This window comes from Pseudomonas sp. 300 (assembly GCF_055803035.1).
Map to the genome: position 1 here is coordinate 745,130 of NZ_JAVLRV010000002.1, position 12,834 is coordinate 757,963.

General features: G+C 56.2%; 13 protein-coding genes and 1 pseudogene. 7 read left to right on the forward strand and 7 right to left on the reverse strand.

Features of this window, described 5'->3' with window-relative positions; translation table 11 throughout:
* Positions 1–106: 106 nt before the first annotated feature.
* The 7 genes and pseudogenes from Q7W83_RS09685 to Q7W83_RS09715 all read right to left on the reverse strand — a co-directional run bounded on the left by Q7W83_RS09685 (position 107) and on the right by Q7W83_RS09715 (position 4,711).
* On the reverse strand, positions 107–295 hold the full coding sequence (locus Q7W83_RS09685; RefSeq protein WP_150632005.1) for a YgaP family membrane protein: 189 nt from the start codon (positions 293–295) through the stop codon (positions 107–109).
* A gap of 13 nt (positions 296–308) precedes the next feature.
* Entirely contained in the window at positions 309–728 is a 420-nt protein-coding gene (locus Q7W83_RS09690) for a DUF6691 family protein (protein ID WP_150632006.1), read from the reverse strand.
* Entirely contained in the window at positions 725–1,165 is a 441-nt protein-coding gene (locus Q7W83_RS09695) for a YeeE/YedE family protein (protein ID WP_473655926.1), read from the reverse strand. Before Q7W83_RS09695 ends, Q7W83_RS09690 begins: the two co-directional genes overlap by 4 nt.
* Positions 1,162–1,266, reverse strand: a pseudogene (locus Q7W83_RS09700) (transcriptional regulator); the annotation flags it as partial. The gene Q7W83_RS09695 and the pseudogene Q7W83_RS09700, both read right to left, overlap by 4 nt.
* 11 nt (positions 1,267–1,277) lie before the next feature.
* On the reverse strand, positions 1,278–2,078 hold the full coding sequence (locus Q7W83_RS09705) for a sulfite exporter TauE/SafE family protein (protein WP_150632008.1): 801 nt from the start codon (positions 2,076–2,078) through the stop codon (positions 1,278–1,280).
* A gap of 28 nt (positions 2,079–2,106) precedes the next feature.
* Positions 2,107–3,777, reverse strand: coding sequence for a bifunctional protein tyrosine phosphatase family protein/NAD(P)/FAD-dependent oxidoreductase (locus tag Q7W83_RS09710; protein ID WP_473655927.1), 1,671 nt, complete (start codon positions 3,775–3,777; stop codon positions 2,107–2,109).
* Positions 3,778–3,832: 55 nt separating this feature from the next.
* On the reverse strand, positions 3,833–4,711 hold the full coding sequence (locus tag Q7W83_RS09715) for an MBL fold metallo-hydrolase (protein ID WP_473655928.1): 879 nt from the start codon (positions 4,709–4,711) through the stop codon (positions 3,833–3,835).
* A gap of 239 nt (positions 4,712–4,950) precedes the next feature.
* Between Q7W83_RS09715 and Q7W83_RS09720 the strand changes: the two genes are divergently transcribed.
* The 7 genes from Q7W83_RS09720 to ligD all read left to right on the forward strand — a co-directional run bounded on the left by Q7W83_RS09720 (position 4,951) and on the right by ligD (position 12,754).
* Complete coding sequence (locus Q7W83_RS09720; protein WP_473655929.1) at positions 4,951–6,276, forward strand: sigma-54 interaction domain-containing protein; 1,326 nt, start codon at positions 4,951–4,953, stop codon at positions 6,274–6,276.
* 172 nt (positions 6,277–6,448) lie between these two features.
* Positions 6,449–6,625: a cytochrome oxidase putative small subunit CydP gene (gene cydP / locus Q7W83_RS09725; RefSeq protein ID WP_191623692.1), complete on the forward strand. Its 177-nt coding sequence runs from the start codon at positions 6,449–6,451 to the stop codon at positions 6,623–6,625.
* Positions 6,622–8,193 (forward strand): cytochrome ubiquinol oxidase subunit I, encoded by a 1,572-nt coding sequence (locus Q7W83_RS09730; RefSeq protein WP_150632012.1) that lies wholly within the window; start codon positions 6,622–6,624, stop codon positions 8,191–8,193. The genes cydP and Q7W83_RS09730 overlap by 4 nt, the downstream gene beginning before the upstream one ends.
* Entirely contained in the window at positions 8,186–9,322 is a 1,137-nt protein-coding gene (gene cydB / locus Q7W83_RS09735) for a cytochrome d ubiquinol oxidase subunit II (RefSeq protein WP_150632013.1), read from the forward strand. The genes Q7W83_RS09730 and cydB overlap by 8 nt, the downstream gene beginning before the upstream one ends.
* Positions 9,323–9,344: 22 nt before the next feature.
* On the forward strand, positions 9,345–9,467 hold the full coding sequence (gene cydX / locus Q7W83_RS09740; RefSeq protein ID WP_010459227.1) for a cytochrome bd-I oxidase subunit CydX: 123 nt from the start codon (positions 9,345–9,347) through the stop codon (positions 9,465–9,467).
* Complete coding sequence (locus Q7W83_RS09745) at positions 9,464–9,751, forward strand: cyd operon YbgE family protein (protein ID WP_150638593.1); 288 nt, start codon at positions 9,464–9,466, stop codon at positions 9,749–9,751. Before cydX ends, Q7W83_RS09745 begins: the two co-directional genes overlap by 4 nt.
* Before the next feature lie 411 nt (positions 9,752–10,162).
* Entirely contained in the window at positions 10,163–12,754 is a 2,592-nt protein-coding gene (ligD, locus tag Q7W83_RS09750) for a DNA ligase D (RefSeq protein ID WP_473655930.1), read from the forward strand.
* The last annotated feature ends 80 nt before the right edge of the window (positions 12,755–12,834 follow it).

Consider the following 12,834-nt stretch of genomic DNA (forward strand, 5'->3'; position numbering starts at 1 on the left):
GAGTGCTGATCTACCAAAGGGTTTTGGTAAGGAACCGTGATCAGCGCTGCGTACCTAAACCACCACGGGCACCTTCAAGTACCCGCAAGCGTGCAACGGTTGTCGCTCAGCAACGGTTACAGGTTTTGATGCCTAGCAATGTATAGACGGGGCAGAAACGGAAAATGCCAGTGGCCAGTGGCACTAAACCTATCCAACCCCACATGCCGATCACACCGGACAAACTGAGGCCAATGAGAAGCAGGCCGGCGACGACGCGCAAGCCTCGGTCAATGGTTCCAATGTTCGTTTTCATGGCGATCTCCCGATCAATGGTTGCGCCGGGTCTCCAGCGCAGTAAACAACAACATGCCGGCCAGCATGGCCAACATGAATACGATCACTTGCCAGTGTCCTGTCAGCAGAATTGCCACGGCGGGGCCAGGACAGATGCCGGCTATTCCCCAGCCGATGCCGAACAACAGGCTCCCGCCAATCAAGCGCGGGTCCAACTCACGTTTGATCGGTAGCTGCATTGGCCTTCCCAGCAGCGAACTGGATTGTCGGCGTGCCCAGGTCAGCGGGCCAACGGCTATGCCAATGGCCCCGACCATGACCAACGCCAAGGAAGGGTCCCAGGCACCGGTTAAGTCCAGGAAAGCGAGTACTTTGCTCGGGTTGGCCATGCCTGCCAGAAGCAGACCCAAACCGAACAGCAGGCCAGCAATGAATGCGGTCAGTTTGATCATGTCCAACCCCCCAGAAGATGACGCAGGACAAACACTGTGGCGAAACCGCTGAACATGAAACACACAGTGGCGACCATCGATCGCGGCGAAAGGCGCGATAGGCCGCATACCCCATGACCACTGGTGCAACCGGATCCGTATCGTGTGCCGATGCCCACCAATACACCGGCGACGATCAGTCCGAACCAGCCACTTTTGAACTCAATCTGTGGCAGCGTGGCGAACAAGCCCCATAGCAGCGGCGCGATGAGCAGGCCCAGGAGAAAAAGTACTTTCTCACTCACCCCCTCGCTCCCGCGCTGTAAAAGACTGCCGATCAGACCGCTGATGCCTGCGATACGTCCGTTGGCAACGACAAATAGACTGGCCGCCAGGCCAATCAATGCGCCTCCGGCAAGGGATGACCAGGGCGTGAAGTTGAGCCAGTCGACATTCATGTGGATTCTCCGGCGCGAAATTGTTGATAGAGGGGGTGGATGACTGCCAATGCTGCGGGGCTGCTGATGCGATAGAACACCTGCTTTGCGTGATGGCGGCTCATGCACATGACTAAATCGCTTTCACCAGCAAGGCCACCGCAACCACCATGGAAACTGCGGCGAAGCCTTTTTGTAAGTGTGGACCCGCCAGCCGTGCCGCGATCAGACGCCCGCCGACCATTCCGACCAATGCTCCGATGGAAAACGGAATGGCAACTGCCCACTGCAAGTGCCCGGCTGCCGAGCTTGCGGCAACGCCGGAAATTGATACCAGCGCAATAACGGCCAGAGACGTCGCGAGCACCGACTGCGCTGTCAAATTGGTGTATCGCTGGAGCGCTGGCACCATCACAAAGCCACCGCCCACGCCGAGCAAACCAGAAAGCCCTCCCGCGACAATGCCAGAGACGGTGAGTGCCCATGCACACGGACCCGTCCAGTTAAGCTTTCCTCGGTTGACGTCCAATAGGCAAGGTGGTGGTTTGGATGTGACGGGGGGCTTCGACTCCGTGGAGGGCGCGAGTGATCGTTGATAGACCCGAAACGCAACGTACATCAGCACGAAGGCAAACAGGATCGTCAACGGGCGGTTAGGTGTGCGCTGCGCCAGCCAAAGGCCGAGTGGAGAACAGACGATCCCTGCGCCTGCAACTAAAAGCGCCGCTTTATAGCGGACGGTGCCGTTTTTGAGTCCCATTACGGCACCCAGGGTCGCGGCTAAACCGACAGCCAATAAACCAATTGGCCCAGCTTCAGCCATGCTCAAGCCCACTCCAAACACCAGCAAGGGAACAGCCAGTATTCCTCCGCCAGCGCCGGTCAGCGCCAGAATGACTCCTACAGTAAGCCCGAGCAGCAAGACCACGATCATCCCAGTCTCCTTGCCTTCAAGTCTGATTTCATAGGTCGGCCATCTCAGGTTTCGCCATCCACTCATGCCCCTTGAGCATTCCCTTCCAATACAGCGGTGGAAGAATCCGCTCTTTGAGCAGCCATGCCAGCCTCGATGGCCGGGTACCGTCAATCAGCCAGGATGGAAAACTGGGGGCAACCTTGCCGCCATAGGTGAATTCAGCCAGTACGATCTTGCCGCGTTCAACCGTCAGCGGGCAGGAGCCGTAACCGTCGTAGTGGGCGCTGCCTTTCGCTTTACCCATGGCAGCCAACACATTGTGGGCAACGACTGGCGCCTGCTTGCGCGCTGCTGCCGCGGTTTTGGCGTTGCTGGAGTTGGCGGCGTCTCCCAGTGCGTGAATATTTGCCCAGGTTTTATGACGCAGAGTGACTGGGTCGACATCAATCCAGCCAGCCGCGTCAGCGAGAGGGCTGACCCGAATGAAATCCGGCGCAATCTGCGGTGGCACCACATGAAGGAGATCAAAGTCGCGTGTAACAAGATGGGCGCTGCCATCCGGATTAACGCAGTTGAACGTTGCAGTCCGTGCGGGTCCATTCACACGGGTGAGCGTGTTGCCGAAATTCAGATCGATACCATAGGCCGTGACGTATTTCATCAGTGCTGGCACATAATCGGGAACTCCGAACAGCACCGCGCCGGCGCTGCAAAACTCGATCTCGACGTTGTCCAATACGCCGGTACGTTTCCAATGATCGGCAGATAGGTACATTGCTTTTTGCGGCGCCCCGGCACATTTGATGGGCATGGGCGGTTGCGTGAAAATGGCTCGGCCACCACGCAGTTGCTGCACCAGTTCCCACGTATAAGGCGCAAGGTGATACAGGTAGTTTGAAGTCACGCCGTTGCGGCCCAGGGTGTCCGACAAACCCTCGATGGCATGCCAATTGAGCTTCAGGCCAGGGCACACGATCAGTTGCTCGTATTTGACGACTCTGCATCCATCAAGAATGACGGCATTTCTCTCGGGTTCGAAAGCAGCGACCGCCGACTTGATCCAATGCACACCGCGGGGGATGGTCGTACCCATCGTGCGGGCAGTTTGGGGCGCATCGAAGACTCCACAGCCGACAAGTGTCCAGCCTGGCTGATAGTAGTGCACATCTGCCGGGTCGATGATGGCAACGTCGAGTCCTGGGTCTCGTGCCAGCAAACTGGATGCAGTCGCGATACCTGCCGCACCGCCCCCGATGATGACCACTGTATGTTGCGCCTCAGCAACTTCGACCGGCGTGCGCCCCTGATTCACAATCCGGCGAATGACGCCTTTCATATCGAACCCGGCTTTTTTGGCGGTCTCGACGATGTGTGGCAGGGATTGTTGGCCCGCTTGTGACAGCGCCCACATCGTTGTCGAGCGCATACCGGAACGGCAATAGGCCAACACCGGTTTTGGCAGTGTTTCAAGGAGCTTGCCGAAGGCAATACCTTGCTCGTCGGTGACTTTGCCTGATTCCGCGGGAAGGTAGTGCGCCTCGATGCCGAGCGCTTGGGCGGCTCGTTTGATTTCGGCAAACAAGGGTTGATCGCCGCCTTCACCATCGGGACGGTTACACACAATGGCGCGAAAACCGGCGTCTTTCAGTTCTGCCAATTGATTGGGGAAAATCTGTTCTGATACCGACAGTCCAGGCGCAAGGCAACGAATGTCCATAAGGGTCTCCGTTATGGGTATTTTTCTTCTGGGTTTTTTTGGGGGGAGGGCAACGTCAGGCGACGTTGAGCGGGATTTTCAGGTAGCGCGTCCCGTTGGCTTCAGGCTCAGGCAAGTGCCCGGCGCGCATGTTGACCTGAACGGATGGCAGGATCAGTGTCGGCATTTCCATCGACGCATCACGCTTGGTGCGCATCGCCACGAACTCCTCCTCACTGATGCCATTACGCACATGAACGTTGTGCGCGCGCTGGTCCGCAACGGTGCTGACGAACTGCACCTCGCGGCCACCAGGCTGGTAGTCGTGGCACATGTACAGCAAGGTATTGGCCGGCAGACTCAACACCTTGTTGATTGACTGGAACAACGTACGCGCATTGCCGCCGGGAAAGTCACAGCGTGCAGTACCGTAGTCCGGCATAAACAAGGTATCGCCGACGAATGCAGCCGTTTCGGTCCCATCGCTGATCACATAAGTCATACAGGCTGGCGTATGACCGGGTGTATGGAGCGCGTGGCATTGCAGCGTGCCAATGGCAAACGGCTCGTCATTAACGAACAGGTGATCGAACTGGCTTCCATCGCGGGCCATATCGCGACCTGTATTGAACAGCGTGCCGAACACCTCTTGCACCGTCGAAATCTGGCTACCGATCCCTATTTTTCCACCAAGCTTTTCCTTCAGGTAGGGCGCTGCCGTCAGGTGGTCTGCGTGGACGTGAGTCTCGAGAATCCAGTCGACCCTCGCATTGAGTTCATTCACCCTCGCAATCAACTTGTCGGCAGACGTTGTGGCGGTGTGGCCGGATTTAGGGTCGTAATCAAGTACGCTGTCGATTAAAGCGCAGTGGTGGGTGGCTTCATCCAGCACAAGATAGCTGACGGTATTGGTGGCAGAATCGAAGAATCCTTCGACGTGAAGTTTTACGCTCATGAAGTGTCTCCTTAGGGGGCCTTTTACCAAGCCGCTCACACTAAGGACTGACATAGCAATAAGTCTGCCAGACCGGGAACGCACAAAAATATGATGTTATCTATTTGATTTTATTATGTTTTATCTTTATTGAAGTCGTTTGACCTTCTCTACATTCAACTGGATTTACTGCCATTGGCAGTCCATGTTGACAGAGGTGGCAGTGCCATTACAGGATGGATGGATTCTCAGGAGTCACGATGAAAACTATCCTGCCCACCCCAACCCCTTCGCTTCCGCACTCGGATCAAGTGCAGTCACTTGTTTCGTTTCTTGAGCACGAACCCCAGCCGATGATCGTGCTCGATCCGGACTACAACATCCTGGCTGCCAACACTGCCTATCAACGGCAGTTTGGCAGCGCGGACAAACCCTTTATCGGCCATAAGTGTTATCAAATCTCACACCATTACGACGTTCCTTGTGATCAGGCGGGTGAGAACTGCCCGATGAAAAAGGCGCAGGAAATGCGCGGGCCGGATCGTGTTTTGCACATTCACCACACGCCTCGCGGTCCAGAGCATGTCGACGTCGAATTGCGCCCGATTCTAGACGAACACGGTGTTATTACTGCCTACGTGGAGCGTCTCACCCTGGTCCGCAGTGCATCTGCGCGACCCAGCAACGAAGGGCTTGTCGGCCGCTCTCCCGCCTTTAACCGTGCCCTGTCGGAGCTGCAGCGGGTGGCACCATCAATGCTGCCGGTGCTGCTGCTAGGCGAGTCCGGTACGGGCAAAGAGCTGTTCGCCCGCGCCGTACATGAAACCAGCGAGCGGGCCACTGGACCCTTTGTCGTCGTTGATTGCTCTGGATTGACCGAAACGTTATTTGAGAGCGAACTGTTCGGCCATGAAAAAGGAGCATTCACCGGTGCCACCACGCGTAAGCCTGGCTTGGTTGAAACAGCCCAAGGCGGCACGTTGTTTCTCGATGAAATTGGCGATGTTCCACTGGCCATGCAAGTGAAGTTGTTGCGCCTGATCGAATCGGGCACTTATCGCCGTGTCGGCAGTGTCGAGACCCTTCACGCTAACTTCAGGTTAATTGCTGCGACCCATAAACCACTGGAAAAAATGATGGAGAAAGGTGAGTTCAGGCAGGACCTGTACTACCGCATCAGCGCCTTTCCAATTCAGTTACCGCCCTTGCGCAACCGGGTTGAAGACATTGGTTTGCTTGTGAATTCATTTCTGCAACGTGCCGGTACAGGCAAACGCCGACTGACGATAGATGCAGATGCTCTGATGCAACTGCAGCGGTTTTCCTGGCCCGGCAATATCCGTGAATTACGCAATGTTCTGGAAAGAGCCAGTCTGTTCGCTGACGACGGGGTGATCCGCTCCATACATTTGCCCCAGGTATCCGTGGTGGCGTCTGCTCAGGCCGCTGCTTCAACTGCATTCGACGGCAGCTCGCTGGCACAGGAACTGGCGACTTTCAAAGGTACCCGCAGTGAGCTGGCCAAGCACCTGGGGGTTAGCGAACGGACTTTGTACCGACGATTGAAAGAACAAGGTCTGGCCTAGTAGTAAGTGCTCAATTCGCAAGACTGCCAATGACTGCCAGCCCTGGCAGATTGGCAGCGAACTGGCCTGTCGACGCCTCCCGCGCATCACCGAGCTTCTGACTAAGTGACTGTTTTAATACGATAAAATCAAATTGCTCGCCCTTGGCATGCCCTGTGCTAACTGCATAGCCATGACCATTTCCGACAAACGACTTCGACGCCATCTGCTCACGGCAGTAGTGATCAAACTACTGGTGCTGACAGTGTTTTGGTGGCTGTTCATCCGGGATTCGCGCGTCAGCGTCGACTCGAACACCATCGGCGACAGGTTCGGCGTACCTACCTCGACTCAAGGGGCAAGCAAGTGATTTCAGAACAACTGGTGGATTTGTCTCGGCTGCAGTTTGCAGCCACTGCGCTTTACCACTTTCTTTTTGTACCGCTCACGGTTGGCATGGTGTGGCTGCTGGTCATCATGGAAAGCGTCTATGTGATGACCGGTAATGTCATCTGGAAGGACATGACGCGCTTCTGGGGCAAGCTGTTCGGCATCAACTTCGCCCTCGGGGTGACTACGGGCATCACCCTGGAATTTCAGTTCGGTACCAACTGGGCGTATTACTCACACTACGTCGGCGACATCTTCGGTGCCCCGCTGGCCATTGAAGGCTTGATGGCGTTCTTTCTTGAATCAACCATGATCGGCCTGTTTTTCTTTGGTTGGGATCGTCTGAAGAAAGAGCACCACTTGCTGGTCACGCTGCTGATGGCGATTGGTACAAACCTTTCAGCATTGTGGATTTTGATCGCCAATGGCTGGATGCAGAATCCGGTGGGTTCAGAGTTCAGTTACATCACCATGCGCATGGAGATGGTTGATTTTTGGGCGGTGGTTTTCAACCCGGTTGCGCAGGCCAAGTTTGTCCACACCGTCTCAGCCGGTTACGTCACCGGCTCGATGTTTGTGTTGTCGATTTCCAGTTGGTATTTGCTCAAGAATCGTGATGTCGAGTTTGCCAAACGCAGCTTCCGGGTGGCGGCAGCCTTTGGCCTGGCATCAGTGCTGAGTGTGATCGTATTGGGTGATGAGTCGGGTTACACGGTGGGTGAAGCACAGCAAACCAAAATGGCAGCCATGGAGGCCATGTGGGAAACAAAACCCGCACCAGCGGGCCTGACATTGGTGGCCAGCATCAACGAAGCCGAGTCCAAAAATAACTGGGAAGTTGAAGTGCCCTGGGTGATGGGCTTGATTGGCACCCGGTCAGTCAGCAAGCAAATTCCAGGCATACATGACATTAAAGAAAAAAACCGTGCTCGAATTCTCCGCGGCATTACTGCCGTCAATGCGCTTGAGGCCCTCAGGGCCAATCGCAGCGATTCGGTGGCTTTCCAGACATTCGAAGACTACAAAGCCGATCTGGGCTTTGGCCTGCTGCTTAAAAAGTATGTCGAAGACGTTAACCAGGCTACGCCGGACATTATCGAAAAGGCCGTAAACGATACCGTACCGCGCGTGACTCCTATGTTCTGGGCGTTCCGGATAATGATAGGCCTTGGTTTTGCCATGCTTATGCTATTCGGGCTTGCCTTCTGGAGCACCTTGAAGTCGACCTGCACGCGAAGCCGCTGGTTACTGCGTTGGGCACTTTGCATGCTGCCTGCGCCATGGATTGCCTGCGAGCTGGGCTGGTTCGTCGCTGAATATGGCCGTCAGCCATGGACCATCTACGGCGTCCTGCCGACCCACATGAGTGTTTCCACCCTCAGCGTCAACAACCTCTATGGCTCGCTGGCGGGATTCATCGTTTTCTACACCGTGCTGCTGGTGGTTGAAATGTTCCTGATGGTCAAGTTTGCCCGTCAAGGTCCTGGCAGCCTCGGTACCGGTCGTTATGTTCACGACGCCCATTTGAAGGAACTCCATCATGCTTGATTACTTCACCCTGAAAATTATCTGGTGGGCGCTGGTCGGCGTGCTGCTGATCGGCTTCGCCATCATGGACGGCCACGATATGGGGGTTGGCACGCTGCTGCCTTTTGTTGGCCGCAATGACATGGAGCGGCGCGTCGTTATCAATACCGTCGGTCCGCATTGGGATGGCAATCAGGTTTGGTTCATCACTGCGGGCGGCGCATTGTTCGCGGCATGGCCAGTGGTGTATGCCACAGCGTTTAGCGGTTTCTATTGGGCGATGATCCTGGTCCTCTGGGCATTGTTCTTCCGCCCCGTGGGTTTTGACTATCGCAGCAAGATCCACAACTCCACCTGGCGTAGCACCTGGGATTGGGGACTCTTTGTGGGTGGGGCAGTGCCACCTCTGGTGTTCGGGATTGCGTTCGGCAACCTGTTGCAAGGTGTACCGTTCCACTTCAACGATCTTCTGGTGTCGACTTATACCGGCAGTTTCTGGCAACTGCTAAATCCCTTTGCGCTTCTGACCGGCGTTGTGAGTAGTGCAATGATCACCTTGCAGGGCGGCGCTTATCTGGCACATCGCACTGAAGGTGTTATCCAGGCCAGGGCAATCAAAGGTGCGGTGGGGGCGGCAATCGTATTGGCGTGCTCGTTTATAGTGGCCGGCATCTGGCTGCAATGGATCGACGGTTATCGCATTACATCGTTGGTTGATACCGCCGGACTGCCCGATATTCTTAACAAGTCCGTGGTGCGCGAAGCGGGCGCCTGGATGGCTAACTATGGTCATTATCCGGTGTTGTGGCTGTTGCCCGTACTGGGACTGGTTGGCGCAGCAGGTGCCGCCATGTTGCTGATGATGCGTCGCACACTTTCGGCGTTTGTTGCCTCATCGCTTGCGGTGATCGCAGTCATCAGCACGGCGGGTGTGTCGATGTTTCCATTCATCATGCCGTCATCAACAGTGCCTGCGGCAAGCCTTACCGTATGGGACAGCGTCTCCAGTCATTTAAGCCTGGCCATCATGTTCTGGGCCACGTTGATCTTCATGCCACTTATCGTGATTTACACCTCGTGGGCCTATCGCGTTATGCGGGGCAAGGTCACCGTCGCACACATCAAAGCCAACGAACATTCCGCCTATTAATACCGGCAAAGGAGTAACGAACATGTGGTATTTCGCCTGGATGCTGGGGGTCGGTTTTGCATTGCTACTGGCTATTTTAAATGCGATGTGGGGCGAGAACGAAGTTGGCCGAGCCTTGAGCGACAACGACGAGACACTGTCATGACGCCGCGTGTTGCTAACCCTCAACCGATCTCACACATTCATGTGCTGAGTCTGGTTATCGCTATAGCGATCATGCTTGCTTGTACACTCTATCCTCCCATGATGGCCGCTCCTGACGGGAAGCCTGACCATGTCCTGGCTACTGCATTGTTCGCAGCCATGAGTGTGGCTTTTGTGAGAGGTGTGGGTTTTGTCCCGCGGATGCTCGTGTGGCGTTGGCTTTTCTCAGGCTGGACCTGTTTTGCGACGCTTGCAGTTGCTGGCTGGGTAAAGTTTCTACATTGAGGACTGGCGACAAGAGATGACGCAGTATTACCAAGGTAGGCCTGCAAGCCTTGGAAACCTGCCGCAGGCATACCCAGACCGTCTGTTTGGCAGCGGAACTCCCCGCAATGACCTTCAAACCAAAGCTCTGCATTTGCCAACAAAAAAAGGCCGATGCAGGGCTCTTGTTATCAAACCGACTTTACTGAGTGCACCACGACTCGACAATGTCAGCGCCACACTCTGTTTTCCACTCGGCTGTGCAAGTTTATGAGTTGCACATGATTTCGCATTCCCGTGCTGACGCAGGACCGGTCAAGGGCGAAGGCTTTTCTGTGGGCGCGGCGGCTTACCGGTTGAACCTTCCCATGCATGGCAGGAGTCTCAAGATAACGGAAGGTCGATCTTGTCTTCACTCCCGTGGAGGGCACCATGGAAAAACCACTCGAAAAGTACAACAACATGCGGCACTTTGAAGAGAGCCCCGAACCCGCAGGCGTCGCTAAATCTGCAAAAGAAAAGCGCAAGGGTAAAGCGCGCGCCCTACAGTTCTGCATTCAGAAGCACGATGCTACCAGGCTCCATTACGACTTCAGATTAGAGCTCGAAGGTACACTCAAAAGCTGGGCGATTCCAAAAGGGCCTTGCCTCGATCCAAAAGTCAAAAGGCTGTGCATTCACGTCGAGGACCATCCTCTGGAGTATGCGACGTTTGAAGGCGTTATTCCTGAAGGGCACTACGGGGCAGGGCATGTCATCGTATGGGATCGAGGCGTCTGGGTGCCCATTGGCGATCCGCTGGAAAACTATCGCAAGGGGCGACTTAAATTTGTGCTCCAGGGTGAAAAGCTGGCCGGTATCTGGAATCTCGTTCGGACGCGTATTGCGGGCAAACAAGAACAATGGTTTTTGATCAAGCATCAAGACTCCGCTGCACAGTCAGAGTCGGATTACAGCATCGTCGAAGATAGGCCTGATAGTGTCCTGAGCGACCGAACCATCATCCCACGGCTGCGGCGCTCTACGCCTCAGCGCGTGCCTCAAAAGGCTTCAAAACGGGCGAAGAGTGCACACGCAGACGCTCCCCAGGCACGTCGGGCCGAGCTTCCAGAGAAACTGGCCCCGGAGTTGGCGACGCTGGTGAAGAATCCCCCTGAAGGCAATGATTGGCGGTACGAACTAAAGCTTGATGGTTTTCGGATGCTTGTTCGGATAAAAAATGGAGAGGTCAAACTCTTTACTCGGAACGGCAACGACTGGACTGCAAAGCTTCCCCATCAGGCAAAGGCGCTCGCGAAGCTGTCATTGGATACCGCTTGGCTGGATGGAGAGATAGTTGTCCTGGATAAGGAAGGCGTGCCCAATTTTCAGCGGCTGCAAAATGCCTTCGATTCAGGACAAAGCGCCGGCATCGTCTTCTACCTGTTTGATCTCCCATACCTAAATGGTTTCGATCTCACAGAGGTTCCAGTTGAGGCGCGACGTGATGCGCTGAAGCAACTGCTCAAACACAACGCCGATCCGATGCTCAGATTTTCGAATGATTTAGAAGAACAGCCCGATGCCTTGTTGAAAAGCGCTTGCGCTATGCAGATGGAGGGGCTGATCGGCAAACGTCTGGGTTCGCCTTACGTGTCCCGGCGCAGCAGCGACTGGATCAAGCTCAAGTGCAAGCACCGGCAGGAATTTGTGGTGGTCGGTTTCACCGATCCGAAAGGCTCGCGCAATGCGTTTGGGGCGTTGCTGCTGGGGTTGCATGACCGTGACAGCGGTCAATTGCGTTACGCGGGCAAGGTCGGCACCGGGTTCAACGAGACCACGCTGAAGCGCATCCACGAACAACTGAAACCGTTGCAGACGAAGAAGCCGTCGGTGGTCAATCCACCGACCGGTTTTGATGCCAAGGGTGTGCATTGGCTCAAACCCACATTGCTGGCGGAAATCGCCTTCGCCGAAATGACCAAGGAGGGTGCGGTGCGCCACGCGGTGTTCCATGGCCTGCGTGATGACAAACCGGCCCAAGACATCACCGAGGAGCGTCCTGCCGTGGTGAAGAAAAGCACAGCCGAAAAACCTGCCGCCGCCCGCAAAAACAAAGCCTCGGAAAAAGCCGCACCCGCGCCTTCTCAGCTTGGCCTGGGTGAGGGCAAGGTGCGCATCACTCATCCGGACCGGGTGATCGACGCCAGCAGCGGCACCACCAAAGTGCAACTGGCGGAGTATTACGCCAGCGTCGCCGAATGGATTCTGCCCGAACTTAAAGACCGGCCGGTGGCGCTGGTCCGTGCGCCCGACGGGATTGCCGGTGAACTGTTCTTCCAGAAGAACGCCGAACACTTGGCGATTCCGGGGATCACCACATTGGACAAGGCTCTCACCGGCCAGCCGATCATGATCATCAACAGTGCTGAAGCGCTGATCGGCGCGGTGCAGATGAGCACCGTGGAGCTGCACACCTGGAACGCGACTCGCGACAAACTGGACAAGCCCGACCGCTTTGTCCTCGACCTCGACCCGGACCCGGCGCTGCCGTGGAAAAGCATGGTCGAGGCCACCCAACTGACGCTGTCGGTGCTCGATGAGCTGGGGCTCAAGGCCTTTCTCAAGACCAGCGGCGGCAAGGGCATTCACCTTGTGGTGCCGCTGACCCGCAAGCTCGGCTGGGATGAGGTCAAGGAATTCAGCCACGCCATCGTCAGTCACATGGCCAAGCTGTTGCCGGAGCGGTTTTCCGCCGTGTCGGGGCCGAAGAACCGGGTCGGGCGGATCTTCATCGATTACCTGCGCAACGGCCTCGGCGCCACCACCATTTGCGCCTACGCGGCGCGCACCCGCGAAGGGCTGCCGGTGTCGGTGCCGATTTTCCGCGAGGAGGTGGCCGGGCTCAGGGGCGGCAATCAGTGGAACGTGCGCACTGTGCATGAACGACTGGCCGACGTCGGGAACGAACCGTGGGCTGATCTGAAGAAAACGAAACAGACGATTACCGCCGAGATGCGGCGGCGCGTAGGGATGAAGAAGTAGCCTGCGCGATACAACTGCGCACGCATTCTTCCGGGCACTGGAACCGACATCGGGCGGCGAGCAGAACTCGCCGCCGCGAC

Excerpts from the sequence above, each read along its gene's own strand:
- cydB (WP_150632013.1), top strand. The coding sequence starts at position 8,186 with ATGCTTGATTACTTCACCCTGAAAATTATCTGGTGGGCGCTGGTCGGC.
- ligD (WP_473655930.1), top strand. The coding sequence starts at position 10,163 with ATGGAAAAACCACTCGAAAAGTACAACAACATGCGGCACTTTGAAGAG.
- Q7W83_RS09705 (WP_150632008.1), bottom strand. The coding sequence starts at position 2,078 with ATGATCGTGGTCTTGCTGCTCGGGCTTACTGTAGGAGTCATTCTGGCG.
- Q7W83_RS09710 (WP_473655927.1), bottom strand. The coding sequence starts at position 3,777 with ATGGACATTCGTTGCCTTGCGCCTGGACTGTCGGTATCAGAACAGATT.
- Q7W83_RS09715 (WP_473655928.1), bottom strand. The coding sequence starts at position 4,711 with ATGAGCGTAAAACTTCACGTCGAAGGATTCTTCGATTCTGCCACCAAT.
- Q7W83_RS09745 (WP_150638593.1), top strand. The coding sequence starts at position 9,464 with ATGACGCCGCGTGTTGCTAACCCTCAACCGATCTCACACATTCATGTG.
- cydX (WP_010459227.1), top strand. The coding sequence starts at position 9,345 with ATGTGGTATTTCGCCTGGATGCTGGGGGTCGGTTTTGCATTGCTACTG.
- Q7W83_RS09685 (WP_150632005.1), bottom strand. The coding sequence starts at position 295 with ATGAAAACGAACATTGGAACCATTGACCGAGGCTTGCGCGTCGTCGCC.
- Q7W83_RS09695 (WP_473655926.1), bottom strand. The coding sequence starts at position 1,165 with ATGAATGTCGACTGGCTCAACTTCACGCCCTGGTCATCCCTTGCCGGA.
- Q7W83_RS09720 (WP_473655929.1), top strand. The coding sequence starts at position 4,951 with ATGAAAACTATCCTGCCCACCCCAACCCCTTCGCTTCCGCACTCGGAT.
- Q7W83_RS09690 (WP_150632006.1), bottom strand. The coding sequence starts at position 728 with ATGATCAAACTGACCGCATTCATTGCTGGCCTGCTGTTCGGTTTGGGT.
- cydP (WP_191623692.1), top strand. The coding sequence starts at position 6,449 with ATGACCATTTCCGACAAACGACTTCGACGCCATCTGCTCACGGCAGTA.